This window comes from Mucilaginibacter tolerans, assembly GCF_030519375.1.
Taxonomy (GTDB): domain Bacteria; phylum Bacteroidota; class Bacteroidia; order Sphingobacteriales; family Sphingobacteriaceae; genus Mucilaginibacter.
In genome coordinates this window covers 454,051-468,161 of record NZ_JAUMKB010000002.1, presented here as the reverse complement: position 1 = coordinate 468,161, position 14,111 = coordinate 454,051, and the positions used below count along the sequence as shown (strand labels likewise).

Here is a 14,111-nt window from a genome sequence, read left to right as displayed (position 1 = left end):
AAGGATAATCTTGCTGCTATTTGAATATTGTACTTTTATTTATTATTAATCCTGTATCGTTTTTTTAGGACTAGTCAATTGCCACCTGTTCAGCCAGTTCATCAACCCATCCCGAAAGATAAGGCTCCGTACCATCGATCCTTTGCCATCTGCCTTTATTAGCAGTTGCGATCACCAGATGTAAGGTGCCATCTAATGATTTGAACTCATAAGCCTGCGTGTAATTTTTTAGGTTAAGCGGGCTAACCACACCATCCACAGGTCCTTCTGTACCGGTTAAAGCTGCTTCAAATTGTTCTTTCATAGTATTCAGATTTATTATTACAACGCCTGCCGGATGCATGTGTTTTATGTTTTTTCATTGACTGAACATTGGGCACTAATGCTAATTTTACATCATGGAAAATATTACCCCTGATCCGAAAATATTAACCGATCTTGTAAATACTAAAATGCCTTTTGGAAAATATAAGGGCACATTCTTATGCGATCTGCCGGTGTATTACCTTGAATGGCTGAAGAATAAAGGTTTTCCGCCGGGCAAAATGGGAATGTTGTTATCAAGTGTTTATGAGATAAAGATCAACGGGCTTGGCAATATATTTTACCTGGTTAAAACAGCTAACCAAAAACAGATGTAAGGGATATGACTTATTTACGACAAACATAAACAACCGCGCATTTTATGATTGCGTATGTTGATTCAAATAACAACCATAAATTCTATAGTAAATGAAAAAGATTGTGTTATATCTCGCGTCCGTACTATTATTTTTCGGATGTGCTAACGGTCAGGGCAGAAGTGATTTTGCTGCTGTTCCTCAACCTAAACCAGGCGAAAGTGTTGCGACGTTTGGCGGCGGCTGTTTCTGGAGTATGAGTGAAGCAATGTCCGAGCTCAAAGGCGTAAGCAAAGTAGTTTCCGGTTATGCAGGTGGTACCAAAGTCAATCCGACTTATGAGGAAGTAGGTACACAAACCACAGGCCATGCCGAAGTAGTACAGATCTATTATGATCCTAAAGTGATCAGCTATGCAACTATCGCTAAATCCTTCTTTTTTGCTCATGACCCAACCGAATTAAACCGCCAGGGGCCTGATCAAGGGACTGATTATCGTTCAATCGCGTTTTACCGTACTCCTGAGGAACGTGAAATTTTATTGAACCTTATAAAAGAAGTAAATGCTACCAAGCATTATAACGATCCAATTGTTACCCAAGTGGTTCCGTTCAAGGCTTTTTATCCGGCCGAAAAATATCATCAGGGTTATTATCGCCTGCATGGCGATAATCCATACATCGGGAGCGTATCTGAGCCTAAAGTAATGAAATTCAGGAAAGCGATGCATACTGAGTTGAAACCTGAGTTCCAGAAGTAAGTAGTTGGGTTGTATTGGTTGAAGTTTTTGATAAATTACACTACTTCAACCATTACAACCATTCGGCTACAACTTACTAAACCAACCTTTTTTCCAAAAAATGACGACTTGTATCACTGCAATAATGAACATTCCCAACAGGGCGTATACATAACCATGCGACGAATATAGTTCAGGCATATTGCCGGGCATCACTTTATTGGTGACAGGATCTACACGGGCAAAGTTCATTCCGTAGATACCTGCCACGAAGGTTAACGGAATAAATATTACTGAAATAATGGTCAGCACCTTCATGATCTCATTCATGCGGTTGCTCACCATTGAAAGATACAGATCGATAATACTTGAGGTGATTTCCTTATAGTTTTCTACCAGGTCCATTATCTGGATGCAGTGGTCGTAGGCATCGCGCAGGTAAACTTTTACCTCAGGCAAGATCAGTGGATTATCAGTACGGATCATCTCATTGATCTTATCCCGTTCGGGCCAACTAGCGCGACGCATAATGATCAGTATCCTTTTCATCGCTTGTGAATTATACATCACGCTTTTATCGGCATTGGTATATAAACGGTCTTCTATCTCATCAAGCATGTCGCCGGCTTTAGCCAGTAATACAAAGTAATTATCAAGGATGGTATCCGTAAGTGCATAACACATATAACCTGGCCCGGCGGTGCGTATAGCACCTTTCCCGGCTTTTAAACGCGCTTTCACAGCTTCAAAATATTCGTCGTGTGTTTCTTCAAAACTGACGATAATGTTCTCCTTTATTAATGCTGAAAACTGGCAATTAACCAGCTCATGGTCTTTATTAAAGTTGATGATACGACTGGTACAGAAAACGTAATCATCATATTCATCAAATTTTGGGCGTTGATGGGTATTTACAATGTCTTCAAGTACCAATGGATTGATGCCTAAATGGGTGCCGATCTCCTCCATCAGCTTTAAATCGCCCAGGCCTTTTATTTGTATCCAATGGGAGTGTTCACAGCATTTTTTAAATTGGGATAGAATCACCTGCATACTTTTACCTTCAGAGCTTACCAGCTCATGCTCATTATAGCTGTAAACCATGATGATGGGCTTTAGCGCTCCTTCAGGTATATTGATTGAACCCGGTTTGGCGCCAACTTCAACTGGTTGCCTGCGGACTTTATAACGGATGCGTTTGATTTGGCTGTTCATTACAAATAATTTATGGATTGTGGCCCCTGGTTAAATAACAGGTCGACTATACTCAGGTTTTTTATGAAGCCATGTCTTTCCTCGAAAACCTGAAAATAAGGCTTCTGCTGAAAGCCAGACTCTTTCTTTGGGTGAATTGTTTGTCTAAAGTCTGCTAAGGCAGAATATTCAGCCTCGTAGGATTCAGTATAATTAACGGTTGCCTTTATCTTTAATAGCTTCAGGGTAAGCTGAAGTAATTGGTCGTTATAATCGAACAAAAAGGTTTCTTTCTTTTCATAAAAAAGCGCGAACTCATCTTCATAGTATTCAAAATAAGCTGAACGGCGGTAACAGCCCTGCAGGCTCATCCAGTGCAAACGTTGCCACTGGAAATCATAGCTTATCTTAACGTCTTTTACTGGCGTGTGCACTTTTGAACCTTTTACAACCGGAACAACAAGCGTGAGTGTCCCATCAGGAGAATAGATATTAGCCCGGTTGCGATAGGTCTGCTTAGGAAAATGCTCGTACTTTTCGATCACAAAATCAGGATTATACTTGTTAAGTTGAGCAAAATATTCAACCGGGGGCAGATAAAACATGGGCAGTACAGCGCCTTTTTCGATCATATATTCTATGTTTGTGTTCAAAAATCGGATAAAATAATGATAAAAAAAGGGCTTTCGTACATAGGTATATTCTTTTTGTACCTGTTATCGCTGATGCCCTTTTGGTTTTTGTACCTCATTTCCGATCTGCTTTTTGTCCTCGTTTATTACATCGTCGGGTATCGCAAAAAAGTCGTTCAACAAAATCTTGCCAGTGCCTTCCCTGAAAAAACTATACCAGAACGTAAAGATATTGAGCAGAAGTTTTATCATCATTTTTGTGACCTGGTAGTCGAAACAGTCAAAACTATCAGCATTAGTCCGGTGCAGTTAGCTAAACGTGTAAAACCTACAAACCCAGATGTCGTTAAAAAACTGTTGGACAGCGATCGGAAATTAGTAGGTGTTGCCGGGCATTATTGTAACTGGGAGCTGTTGGCATTGAGTATCACCTCCATTACAGATAAGAAATTCATGATCGTTTATAAACCGTTGTCCAATAAGATATTCGACCAATTCTTTATAAAAACCCGGTCGCGTTTCAGGGGTATTCCTGTGGCGATGAAACTAGTGCTGCGAAAAATGGTTGAATTAAAGAATGAACCTTTTATTACGGTGCTTTTGGGTGATCAAACCCCGGTGAGGCATGAATCGACCTATTTTACCACATTCCTGAATCAACCAACCCCTGTGTTTTTAGGCCTGGAAAAGATGGCAAAATCGTTTGATTGCCTAGTCTATTTTTGTGACATGCGGAAGGTAAAACGCGGTTATTATACTTATACTGTAGTTCCACTAATTGAAGACGCAAAAGAATCAGCGCCATATGAGATTACCAAAGCCCATGTGAAATATTTGGAGAATGTGATAAGGGAAGAGCCCGAATACTGGCTATGGTCGCATCGCAGATGGAAATTTAAACCGGAAGAGATCGAGAATGCGATAGTAGACTAGTTTATGGAAGCTGATCATAGATTATCTGCCCAAAAAATTGTAGAATTGCAGGCGCTATGAACCCATAATTTTCAACCATAGCCAACCACAATTATTGAATGACAAGTACGCCTAAAGTTGCCATCGTAATATTAAACTGGAACGGGTTAAAATATCTCCGCGAATTTCTGCCTTCTGTAATGGCGTCAACCTGGCCAAATCTGGATATTGTAGTTGGTGATAATGGTTCTACTGACGGCTCTGTTGATTTTCTCAAGGAAAATTTTCCCGGTGTCAAAATCATTCAAAATGATAAAAACTATGGTTTTACCGGCGGATATAACCGTGTATTGGAGAGGGTAGAAGCTGATTATTTTATCCTTCTCAATTCGGATGTAGAAGTGCCTGCCGGATGGATAGAGCCTGTTATCGAACTCATGGAAAGCGATCCACTGATTGCTGCTGCTGCACCCAAGATCAGGGCCTTTGCACAAAAAGATCACTTTGAACACGCGGGAGCTGCTGGTGGTTTTATTGATAAATATGGCTATCCCTTCTGCCGTGGGCGTATGTTTTATGAAATAGAGGAGGACAAGGGCCAATACCAGCAATCAGGTGAGGTTTTTTGGGCTACAGGTGCAGCAATGTTTGTTAAAAAACAATATTGGGTAGCAGCAAGCGGTTTCGACGAACGTTTTTTCGCCCACATGGAAGAAATAGACCTATGCTGGCGATTGAAGAACATGGGCTATAAAGTAATGTACTGTGCACAATCAGAAGTCTACCACGTGGGTGGGGGAACATTAAACACAGAGAATCCATTTAAAACCTTCTTGAATTTCCGAAATAATCTATTGTTGCTCAGAAATAATCTTTCCTTTTGGCGCGGCCTGTTCATTATAGGCATCCGTTTCTGGATGGACCTGCTGGCCATTATCCGCTTTCTGAATGAAGGCAAACGCAAGGATGCGTGGGCCGTGAGCCGTGCACATCAGAATTTTATAGTGCAGATATTTAAAGGTGGTGGTCCCAGAACTAAAAGAAGCAATCTGCCCGATCTGAAGGGTATGTACAAACGCAGTATCGTTTGGGACTTCTTTATGAAAAAGAAGCATTCCTTTTCAGCACTTGATCCGAAGGATTTTTACTAAAATCCTGCTTTACGAAGTCGGCAAATTTATACCTTCTTTAGCAAAAGATTCGTAAATAGCTGCTAAAATGCGGCTTCTTAATTCCGGTGCATTAGATATATCTGCTGCCCAGAATGATGCCCTAAACTCTACAAATTTGTCGGTGATGTTATTTACATAGACAGATGGACCGGGTGTACTCATAATATCGTCGCGATTGCCAAGCAAGTCGGTCAGTAGTTTATTCACCTTTTCGATATCCGACCCGTAAGCAACAACGACCATAACTTCTATCCGGCGGTTAGTATTGCTCAAGGTCCAGTTGGTCACCTGTTGGGATATCAAATCACCGTTGGGAATGATCACCTCCGAGCCGTCGCTTGTTGCCAGTTTGCTTGATCGTATACCTATCTCTTTGATTGTTCCGGCGTGGCTGCCTACTTCGATTATATCACCTATTTGAACTGGTTTTTCAAATGCCAGTATCATGCCCGACACCAGATTGTTAACGATATTCTGCAAGCCAAAACCGATACCAACACCAAAGGCGCTAAATATAATGGTAAGCTTATCTATCGGGAAGTTCGACGCTGCAACGGCCAGTAAAAAGCCAACTGTAAAGACACCTATTCTGATCAAAAGGGTAGAGGCCCGGTTTTTCTTTTTTAAGGCGCTGAGATCTGTAGTATGTTGTGCCGATAAATCATAAAAATAGCTGATTAATTTCGACAATAACGTCGACATCCAGATGATAATAATAAAAATTACAAACCCCCCAAAAGTAAATGAAGCCCCGCCTATACTTCGCGATTGGTTCAATACATCGCCAAGGTAATCACTTACCCAATCATCAATATTCAGATTTTGCAGCAGGAAAAAAAGCCACAATAATGCAGCAAAAGCGCTTAAAGTGCTCCTGAATTTTTTTTGAAGAATAGAATAATCAATCCAGCTTATGAATGTGTTCTCTGCAGTTTTGGAGTGAAACTGGAGGAATATTCCTTGTATTAATATCTGAATAATGAAATACAGACTTATAAGCATCCACAGGTTAAATACAGCGGTTATTCCTAATATTTTAGATAAGCTGAACCTGCCCGCTAAGTTTAATAAAAGCGACAGAAATTGCAGTAAGATGAAGATTATTACGACAGTCCGTGTATATGGGAGCTGGCCTTCTGCGCTTTTTTTAATTTTTTTATAAAATAACCAGGCTATTATAATTGCCGCAATACTTATTATCAGTGTGACAAATCTATCAGCAACTGTAATTTGTATTAAAAGGTTGCTTAACGCATAAATTATTGTCAGGCCGAACAATTGAACGAGGAAGCTAAACGTTGACTGCGGGAAGCCTTTTTTGACAAGAACCAGAATAAAAATAATAGAAATTAAAAAGAAGATCTCTAAAAATGATACCGGGGGATGATCGTAAAAATAGGGTACCAGCGCGGTAACTATCAATAACGACGCCGACACCGGGTTTGTGTAAATATAATTGGTGTGATCAAGAATAACATCTGGCTGATCACTATTCTTGCGTGTTCTTTGTCTGTTATAAAATATCCATACTGTTATAGCGATCAGAAGTAATAAACCTATCAGATGTGTCGCAGTGCCGTTTTTAATGAAGTAATATAGTTGTGTGTTGTTAAGGTCAATAGTTGCTTTTAATGCAGAACCTAAATCATTGTATTGCGGACTTTTTTCCCATATAAAGCCAAACTCGCCATCCATAGCCCGGTTAGCAAAGCGCTTTATTTTGGCATCTATCTGGTCGGTTTCATCTAATACAGTCGTATAAGCAACAGATACTTGGTTTTGCAATAGGTTTACGGCCAATAAATTTGCTCTGTTAGCTGAATCTGTTTTGCGCCATAATTCCCTGAGTTTGCCTAACTTTTCGAAGAAAGCGCTCCTTAAAGCAGAGTCCTGCGGTACGACATGCAATAAACTATCCTTTGCACATTTTAAAATATCATGTTGATTTTGGACAAGCTTTGAATTTACATCGTCAAGACTTGATTGCCAATCCTCCAGATTACCCTGAATATGATCTAGGTTATCACGCAGTACAAAAAGATACCGCAAAGTGCTCGACTTTTTATTGTTTGCAAGCTCCTGTATCTTGATTAGCCTCCTGTATGTCCGTGGTATTTTTTGACTTACATCTATTGTGTCCAGGCCGTCAGCCAAGTCGTTATTGATCTGGTTAAAAGTGGAAATATATTGTTCAATGTGCTGTAAAAGACTATGAATGGATGTATCGGCCTTGTTGAGACTTTGTAAAACCGAATCACGCGAATGCTTAAGTTTTCTTTCAGTATCCCTTAAACTTTTAGGCTTTTTCTTTTTTTCCTGGGCTAAGCTGTTGTGAATGCCTAACGTGGTTATAACAACTACAATTAAAAGAAGTGCTTTAGCTATTTTTCGCATAGGATAATGTAAAAACGATGGATGCAGAGGCTTATTGTCAGTTTTATACGATCAGAATGATTATCCGTTAACAAAATTCTCAACAGCAAGGCGGTAGGAGTCCATTCCAAAGCCCGCTATCACACCACGGCAATTAGCTGCCAGCAGTGATTTATGACGGAATTCTTCTCGTTTATATACATTGCTTATGTGGACTTCAATGACAGGGGTTTTAATACCGGCAATAGCGTCGCTAATCGCCACTGAGGTATGCGTATAGGCACCCGCATTGATCACAATACCGTCGCAGCTAAAACCCACTTCGTGCAGCTTATTAATTATTTCACCTTCCACATTACTTTGATAATAATTTATGGTGATGTTTGCATAGCGTTTGCGCAGGGCGACAAGATAGTCTTCAAAACTACTATCGCCATAAATGGATTTTTCACGAACGCCAAGCAGGTTTAAATTAGGACCGTTGATAATTTGTATATTCATTAGCCCAAACTTAAGTATAAAACATTAAAAGCAAAATCAATTGGACTGGAGATCGGCGATAAAAGGCTTTCGGGCGTATCTTAAACTGGAAAAAGGGCTTTCTGATAACTCGATAGAAGCTTATAGCAGAGATATAGATAAACTGCAGCAATTTGCTGACAGCCTTGCAAATAATTTGAAACCCGAAACTTTTACGCTGAATGATCTGCGCCAATTCATCAATTGGGTAAATGAGCTGGGTATGATCCCTTCATCGCAAGCAAGGATATTATCAGGCATCAAATCTTTTTATAAATACCTATTGGCCGAGGATATGATCAGGAATAATCCTGCGGAATTGCTTGAATCGCCCAAAAAAATGCGTAAGCTTCCTGATACTTTAAGCTATCAGGACATCAACAAGTTGATCGAAGCTATTGATCTGTCAAAGTCAGATGGTACACGAAATAAAGCTATTATCGAAGTGCTTTATAGCTGCGGTTTGCGGGTATCGGAGTTAACGGAGCTTAAACTATCTAACCTTTATCTTGAGATAGAATTTGTAAAAGTAATTGGCAAAGGCAATAAGGAGCGTTTGGTTCCCATTGGAGGTGAAGCAATAAAAGCGCTTAAACTTTGGATAGAGCACGATCGGGTACATATCCCAATAAAAAAAGGAGAGGAGGATATGGTATTTCTGAATCGCAGAGGTTCAAGATTGAGCCGGGTTTATATTTTTATGCTGATCAAACAATTGGCAGAAGCTGCGGGGATTAAGAAATCTATCAGCCCACACACTTTGCGTCATTCATTCGCTACGCATTTGGTTGAAGGCGGTGCAGATTTGCGTGCTGTACAGGAAATGCTGGGACATGAGAGTATTACGACGACAGAGATCTACACGCATTTGGACCGGGAGTATTTAAAGGATACGATTATATCATATCATCCTCGCAATTAGTTCGCAGTCGGCAGAGTTGAAGGGGCTATTTAGTTGCTTTCACCATCCTGTCTTTACCACTCATATCTTTTCTTAACTCAATATCAGTGAATATTTTATCACTTAATATCTCAACTATTTGTTTGCCATAACTTTCATTGATTTCGAAGAATAACATACCGCCTTTTTCGAGATGATTAGCAGCAAAATCAGCTATTGCTTTATAAAAAATAAGCGGATCGTCTTCAGGAACAAACAGAGCAGTGTGCGGTTCAAAATCCGTTACATTGGCTTGCATCAGCTTTTTATCCTCAAGGGTTACATAGGGTGGATTGCTGATTATTATTTCGAATTTCGAATTTAGGATGTCGGATTCAGGGTTTAGAATATCGTCCTGAATAAAATTGATATCGACTTTATTTAATTCGGCATTCTCTTTTGCTGTTTGCAAAGCTTCGGGTGAAATATCTATTGCAGAAACCTCGGCCCCACGCAGGTTTTTCTTCAGGCTGATGGGGATACAACCGCTACCGGTGCCAATATCCAAAAACTTGCCAAATGCCAATTCAGAACCGCCGACTGATGAAATGATCCAGTCTACCAATTCTTCCGTCTCCGGCCGGGGTATCAGTACCGACGGATTTACTTTGAAAGTGAGTCCATAAAATTCTGTATGACCTAATATGTATTGGATTGGTTCGCCAGTAGCCAAACGTGTTAATATGTTTGCAATTATCTCATTATCAGGTGTTGGTATCTCTGTTTCCGGAAAAGCCTTTATTCTTGCAGAAGAGATATTAACAATATTTTCTAACACCATCATACACAGTGAATTGACTTCATTGACGTCATAAATGGTTGATAATTGTTCTGAAAAATCCGCCGAAACCTGCTTAACCGTTTTCATGCAGCAAAGAAACAAAAAGTTCTTTGGTCAATTCGCCTCATTTTAGCACCTAACTAACCTTGATTTAACAACTTATTCTATAAATTTTAACATTATAAAAATTCGGGTTTACACAAACCTATATTTGTGGCATGCCATCTCATGAACAATATATGCAGCGCTGTATCGAACTTGCTGAATTAGGCGCAGGCAATGTAAGCCCAAATCCGATGGTAGGAGCGGTAATTGTTCACGAAGATAATATCATTGGCGAAGGCTTTCATCGGCAATATGGTCAGGCGCATGCCGAAGTAAATGCTGTAAATCAGGTGCTTGAAAATTTTGAAGACGCCGAAGAGCTACTAAAGGAATCCACCATTTATGTTTCCCTGGAGCCATGCGCCCACTATGGTAAAACCCCACCTTGTGCCGATCTGATCATTAAGCACCAAATTCCAAAAGTTGTGGTGGGCTGTCGGGATCCATTCGCACAGGTAGATGGTAAGGGCATAGAAAAATTAAAGGAAGCAGGTATTGAAGTGATAACCGGCATTTTAGAGGCTGAATGTCAGTGGCTTAACCGTCGTTTTTTTACAAGGGTACAAAAGCAAAGGCCTTATGTGATCCTGAAATGGGCGCAAACCAATGATGGCTATTTTGCACCGGATGATAAAAGCCAGTTTTGGATAACAGGTGAAGAGTCACGTAGACTGGTACACCAATGGCGTAGTCAAGAAGATGCAGTGCTGATAGGCAAATACACTGCCGCCATCGATAATCCGCAGCTGAATACCCGCTACTGGCCGGGTAAATCACCCAAAAGAATCGTAATTGATCGAAAGCTTGAGTTGAATAAAAACTTGAATATATATGATCAAAATATTGAAACACTGATATTTAACGAAATAAAAACCGGTATTGACGGAAAAGTTAAGTATATTGCCCTCGAGGATTTTGATCGTTTTGTTCCGCAATATATTCTGTTCCAGTTATATATGCAGGATATCCAATCAGTGATCATTGAAGGCGGTGCGCATACATTGACCAGCTTTATCAATGAAGGCCTGTGGGATGAGGCTCGGATTTTTACTGGTGAAGCCGTTTTGGGACGGGGCATTAAAGCACCTTGCATTAATGGTATTTCGGACAGAGAACATATTATCGAAACAGATCGTTTAAAATTCTTTTACCATACGCCTGTTAATTAATGTTTTACATTTTTTTAAGCATTTGTTGTAGTGTTACTGTTTCGGTGTTGCTAAAACTCGCCAAACGCTATCAGATTGATGTTTATCAGGCAATAACTTGGAATTATTCAGCAGCCATATTTCTCACCTGGCTTTTTTTTAGACCACAGTTGATAAGTTTGCAAGGGACTCCTGTCCTGGTCTACTTGTCATTAGGAATATTGTTTCCCTCATTGTTTATCATAATAGCCACTTCAATAAAGCTGACTGGAATTGTGCGCACGGATGTAGCTCAGCGATTATCATTGTTTATTCCTGTTCTGGCTTCATTTTTAATTTTTGGAGAAAAGCCAAACACAATCAAGATAATAGGTATAGCTATTGGTTTTGTTGCTATCGTGTGTTTGATACCTTGGAGGCAACGAAGTGCAGTGCGTAGGCGATCTACCAACGCATGGTTCTACCTTGTGGTAATATTGATAGGAATGGGTGTTATTGATGTCCTTTTAAAAAGTATATCAAAAAGTAATATTTCCTTTGGTACGTCATTATTTATCATTTTCACAGTTGCTTTTTCTGTCGCTTTTATCGGACTGATCTACATGGTCTTCACCAAAATGATGCGCTTCTCGTGGCCTCATATACTTATTGGATGGGTTTTAGGCGCAGCAAATTTTGGAAATATACTTTTTTACATAAAAGGGTTGAATGCTTTAGCCGATCATCCCTCAACTGTATTCTCCACGATGGATATTGGTGTTATCGTGGCTGGTTCATTGGTTGGCTTATTCATATTCAGGGAAAAGTTAAGCCGCCTCAATGTCGGAGGAATTATCTTGGCGATCATTGCCGTTGTGATCATTTATTTTCCTGAGATATTCAATTTCTAAGCGATATTTGCCGGATGCTTTTTGAGGATACTTATTTAACTATTGAAACTAAAAGCGAAGGTATTTTCCGGGACCGTGGCAGTAAATTTCTGGGTTATGCCTATCCAATTGCGTCTGATCAAGATATCAAAAACATTATCGCTGACTTAAAGAAAGAACATCCCAAAGCCAATCACCATTGCTGGGCGATGCGCTGGAGCACTGACCGATCAGTTTTTAAATTGAATGATGACGGCGAACCTTCGGGCACAGCAGGCAGACCTATATTGAATACGTTACTATCTAAAAGTCTCACTAATGTGGCAGTAGTGGTAGTGCGTTATTTTGGTGGCACCTTACTCGGTGTCCCGGGATTGATTAATGCTTATAAATCAGCAACAGAATTGGCTTTGGAAGGAGCACAGATCGTCGAGAAAACGGTCAATGATGTATATACCATCACATTCGATTATTTGCAGATGAACGAAGTGATGCGGATTGTTAAAGACGATAACCTGCAACTGTTGGAACAGCAATTTGATAATAGTTGCTCCATAAAAGCTTCCATACGCAAAATGCAGGTAAACCATGTTATTTCAAAACTTCAAAAATTGGCTTCTGTCAAAATAAAATACGATTACAGTATGTAATGCCAACGCCGGATTTAACGGGTCGATTTTATTCTTTTTTTCTCTCCGATTACCGCTTATTTGCCTTATTTTAGTCGGGTATGCAATCCTTCGAAATCAACAAGGAAGACCTGGAGCGGATCAAAACCGCGCTTGAAGGGGATGATGCTGAATTAGAGAAAGTTCTGCAGGAGTACCACGCTTCTGAGATTGCAATACTATTCGAAAGACTTCCGGTCGAATCGCGCGAAAGAATTATCAACATCCTGCCCGCCGACGAAGCATCTGAAGTAATTGCGGAAATGCATGAGGAGCAGGAGCCGGGTGAATTGCTTATCAGCCTTGATCCCGAAAAGCGTTCCGAGATTATCGAAGAGCTGGATTATGACGATGCTACGGATATTATTTCTCAGCTTGATGAAGAGGACCAGCAGGAAATATTAGAAGATATCGATCAGGAAGACGCTAGCAATATCCGTGCGCTGTTAAGCTATCCTGAGGATACCGCAGGTGGTATCATGAACTCTGAAGTTATTAAGGTGAATATCAACCAAAATAAAAAAGATGCTTTGGAGGATATTATACGGCAGTCGGAAGAGATGGAGGAGTTTTACACTATTTATGTGGTGGATAACGATAACATGCTCAAGGGCATTCTTTCAGTTAAGTCGATCCTTAAAGCGCCGGCCTATGCACGGGTTGCCGAATTGGTAAATCGGGATTTTGTATACGTAAAAGCAGAACTTGACCAGGAGGATGTAGCCGGATTAATTTCTCAGTATAACCTTACCACCATACCTGTTGTCGACGACCACATGAAGCTGCTTGGCCGCATTACAGTCGATGACATCATGGACGTAATGGAGCAGGAGAGTACCGAAGACATCTTGAAAATATCTGGTGTATCTGAGGATGAAGAACTGAGCGGTAACTGGAAGGACGCCGTAAAAAGTCGTTTACCCTGGTTAGTGATCAACCTGGCGACGGCCTACCTGGCAGCGTCCATTATCCGTCATTTTGATGCGACAGTCGCGTTATTGCCTCAAATTGCTGCATATATGACTATCATAGCAGGTATGGGGGGCAACGCAGCCACACAGGCGTTGGCGGTGACCGTGCGGCGTATCTCATTAAGTGACCTGACCGACCGACAGGCCTACAACACCGTTATAAAGGAGTTTTTGGTTGGATTGATTGACGGTGCTGCGAATGGATTAATCGTTTTTGCAATAGCCCTGATGTATGATGCTGACCCAATGCTAGGCCTGGTTTTATTTCTGGCGATGACGGGCAATCTGGTGATAGCCGGACTGACAGGATCATCCATTCCGTTGATATTAAAAAGGGTAGGAATTGACCCGGCAGTGGCGTCCTCCATTATCATAACAACGTTTACAGACTGTGCAGGATTTTTACTGCCGCTTTACCTTGCTACCAAGCTTTTATTGCATCATCATTAAAGCAATAGAGCTTTTCCA

The 14,111-nt window shown here is 40.5% G+C and carries 15 protein-coding genes; 9 read left to right on the top strand and 6 right to left on the bottom strand.

Going from position 1 to position 14,111, the window contains the following annotated elements; all coding sequences use genetic code 11:
- Nucleotides 1-70 precede the first annotated feature (70 nt).
- Nucleotides 71-304: a hypothetical protein gene (locus tag Q3A68_RS04705; protein ID WP_302899895.1), complete on the bottom strand. Its 234-nt coding sequence runs from the start codon at nucleotides 302-304 to the stop codon at nucleotides 71-73.
- 94 nt (nucleotides 305-398) lie between these two features.
- On the opposite strand from Q3A68_RS04705, the gene Q3A68_RS04700 reads away from it, so the two are divergent.
- Together Q3A68_RS04700 and msrA are read left to right on the top strand one after the other, a co-directional pair.
- A complete protein-coding gene (locus tag Q3A68_RS04700) occupies nucleotides 399-641 on the top strand; it encodes a DUF3820 family protein (RefSeq protein ID WP_302899894.1) in 243 nt (80 codons plus the stop codon).
- Nucleotides 642-732: 91 nt separating this feature from the next.
- Nucleotides 733-1,380, top strand: a complete 648-nt coding sequence (gene msrA / locus Q3A68_RS04695) for a peptide-methionine (S)-S-oxide reductase MsrA (protein WP_302899893.1) — start codon at nucleotides 733-735, stop codon at nucleotides 1,378-1,380.
- Between the two features lie 66 nt (nucleotides 1,381-1,446).
- Here msrA and corA read toward each other — a convergent pair whose 3' ends face one another.
- Both corA and Q3A68_RS04685 read right to left on the bottom strand, forming a co-directional pair.
- Complete coding sequence (corA, locus tag Q3A68_RS04690; protein WP_302899892.1) at nucleotides 1,447-2,574, bottom strand: magnesium/cobalt transporter CorA; 1,128 nt, start codon at nucleotides 2,572-2,574, stop codon at nucleotides 1,447-1,449.
- On the bottom strand, nucleotides 2,574-3,185 hold the full coding sequence (locus Q3A68_RS04685; RefSeq protein WP_302899891.1) for a WbqC family protein: 612 nt from the start codon (nucleotides 3,183-3,185) through the stop codon (nucleotides 2,574-2,576). The genes corA and Q3A68_RS04685 overlap by 1 nt, the downstream gene beginning before the upstream one ends.
- A 36-nt stretch (nucleotides 3,186-3,221) precedes the next feature.
- Between Q3A68_RS04685 and Q3A68_RS04680 the strand changes: the two genes are divergently transcribed.
- Together Q3A68_RS04680 and Q3A68_RS04675 are read left to right on the top strand one after the other, a co-directional pair.
- Nucleotides 3,222-4,118 carry a lysophospholipid acyltransferase family protein gene (locus Q3A68_RS04680; RefSeq protein WP_302899890.1) on the top strand — a complete coding sequence of 299 codons (897 nt, stop codon included), beginning with the start codon at nucleotides 3,222-3,224 and terminating at the stop codon, nucleotides 4,116-4,118.
- Nucleotides 4,119-4,216: 98 nt separating this feature from the next.
- Nucleotides 4,217-5,248 carry a glycosyltransferase family 2 protein gene (locus Q3A68_RS04675; RefSeq protein ID WP_302899889.1) on the top strand — a complete coding sequence of 344 codons (1,032 nt, stop codon included), beginning with the start codon at nucleotides 4,217-4,219 and terminating at the stop codon, nucleotides 5,246-5,248.
- Between the two features lie 9 nt (nucleotides 5,249-5,257).
- Here Q3A68_RS04675 and Q3A68_RS04670 read toward each other — a convergent pair whose 3' ends face one another.
- The gene (locus tag Q3A68_RS04670; RefSeq protein WP_302899888.1) at nucleotides 5,258-7,663 is read right to left on the bottom strand and encodes a mechanosensitive ion channel family protein; all 2,406 of its coding nucleotides are present in this window, start codon (nucleotides 7,661-7,663) and stop codon (nucleotides 5,258-5,260) included.
- A gap of 60 nt (nucleotides 7,664-7,723) precedes the next feature.
- Complete coding sequence (gene aroQ / locus Q3A68_RS04665) at nucleotides 7,724-8,143, bottom strand: type II 3-dehydroquinate dehydratase (RefSeq protein ID WP_302899887.1); 420 nt, start codon at nucleotides 8,141-8,143, stop codon at nucleotides 7,724-7,726.
- A gap of 40 nt (nucleotides 8,144-8,183) precedes the next feature.
- Between aroQ and xerD the strand changes: the two genes are divergently transcribed.
- Nucleotides 8,184-9,083, top strand: a complete 900-nt coding sequence (gene xerD / locus Q3A68_RS04660) for a site-specific tyrosine recombinase XerD (RefSeq protein ID WP_302899886.1) — start codon at nucleotides 8,184-8,186, stop codon at nucleotides 9,081-9,083.
- A gap of 25 nt (nucleotides 9,084-9,108) precedes the next feature.
- Here the strand turns inward: xerD and prmC are convergent, their stop codons facing one another.
- Complete coding sequence (gene prmC, locus Q3A68_RS04655) at nucleotides 9,109-9,969, bottom strand: peptide chain release factor N(5)-glutamine methyltransferase (protein ID WP_302899885.1); 861 nt, start codon at nucleotides 9,967-9,969, stop codon at nucleotides 9,109-9,111.
- Between the two features lie 131 nt (nucleotides 9,970-10,100).
- Between prmC and ribD the strand changes: the two genes are divergently transcribed.
- The 4 genes from ribD to mgtE all read left to right on the top strand — a co-directional run bounded on the left by ribD (nucleotide 10,101) and on the right by mgtE (nucleotide 14,093).
- Complete coding sequence (gene ribD, locus Q3A68_RS04650; RefSeq protein WP_302899884.1) at nucleotides 10,101-11,156, top strand: bifunctional diaminohydroxyphosphoribosylaminopyrimidine deaminase/5-amino-6-(5-phosphoribosylamino)uracil reductase RibD; 1,056 nt, start codon at nucleotides 10,101-10,103, stop codon at nucleotides 11,154-11,156.
- The gene (locus Q3A68_RS04645) at nucleotides 11,156-12,025 is read left to right on the top strand and encodes an EamA family transporter (protein WP_302899883.1); all 870 of its coding nucleotides are present in this window, start codon (nucleotides 11,156-11,158) and stop codon (nucleotides 12,023-12,025) included. The genes ribD and Q3A68_RS04645 overlap by 1 nt, the downstream gene beginning before the upstream one ends.
- A gap of 14 nt (nucleotides 12,026-12,039) precedes the next feature.
- Complete coding sequence (locus Q3A68_RS04640; RefSeq protein WP_302899882.1) at nucleotides 12,040-12,654, top strand: IMPACT family protein; 615 nt, start codon at nucleotides 12,040-12,042, stop codon at nucleotides 12,652-12,654.
- Nucleotides 12,655-12,734: 80 nt separating this feature from the next.
- Complete coding sequence (gene mgtE / locus Q3A68_RS04635; RefSeq protein WP_302899881.1) at nucleotides 12,735-14,093, top strand: magnesium transporter; 1,359 nt, start codon at nucleotides 12,735-12,737, stop codon at nucleotides 14,091-14,093.
- The last annotated feature ends 18 nt before the right edge of the window (nucleotides 14,094-14,111 follow it).

Excerpts from the sequence above, each read along its gene's own strand:
- Q3A68_RS04705 (WP_302899895.1), bottom strand. The coding sequence starts at position 304 with ATGAAAGAACAATTTGAAGCAGCTTTAACCGGTACAGAAGGACCTGTG.
- Q3A68_RS04700 (WP_302899894.1), top strand. The coding sequence starts at position 399 with ATGGAAAATATTACCCCTGATCCGAAAATATTAACCGATCTTGTAAAT.
- msrA (WP_302899893.1), top strand. The coding sequence starts at position 733 with ATGAAAAAGATTGTGTTATATCTCGCGTCCGTACTATTATTTTTCGGA.
- corA (WP_302899892.1), bottom strand. The coding sequence starts at position 2,574 with ATGAACAGCCAAATCAAACGCATCCGTTATAAAGTCCGCAGGCAACCA.
- Q3A68_RS04685 (WP_302899891.1), bottom strand. The coding sequence starts at position 3,185 with ATGATCGAAAAAGGCGCTGTACTGCCCATGTTTTATCTGCCCCCGGTT.
- Q3A68_RS04680 (WP_302899890.1), top strand. The coding sequence starts at position 3,222 with ATGATAAAAAAAGGGCTTTCGTACATAGGTATATTCTTTTTGTACCTG.
- Q3A68_RS04675 (WP_302899889.1), top strand. The coding sequence starts at position 4,217 with ATGACAAGTACGCCTAAAGTTGCCATCGTAATATTAAACTGGAACGGG.
- Q3A68_RS04670 (WP_302899888.1), bottom strand. The coding sequence starts at position 7,663 with ATGCGAAAAATAGCTAAAGCACTTCTTTTAATTGTAGTTGTTATAACC.
- aroQ (WP_302899887.1), bottom strand. The coding sequence starts at position 8,143 with ATGAATATACAAATTATCAACGGTCCTAATTTAAACCTGCTTGGCGTT.
- prmC (WP_302899885.1), bottom strand. The coding sequence starts at position 9,969 with ATGAAAACGGTTAAGCAGGTTTCGGCGGATTTTTCAGAACAATTATCA.
- ribD (WP_302899884.1), top strand. The coding sequence starts at position 10,101 with ATGCCATCTCATGAACAATATATGCAGCGCTGTATCGAACTTGCTGAA.
- Q3A68_RS04645 (WP_302899883.1), top strand. The coding sequence starts at position 11,156 with ATGTTTTACATTTTTTTAAGCATTTGTTGTAGTGTTACTGTTTCGGTG.
- Q3A68_RS04640 (WP_302899882.1), top strand. The coding sequence starts at position 12,040 with ATGCTTTTTGAGGATACTTATTTAACTATTGAAACTAAAAGCGAAGGT.
- mgtE (WP_302899881.1), top strand. The coding sequence starts at position 12,735 with ATGCAATCCTTCGAAATCAACAAGGAAGACCTGGAGCGGATCAAAACC.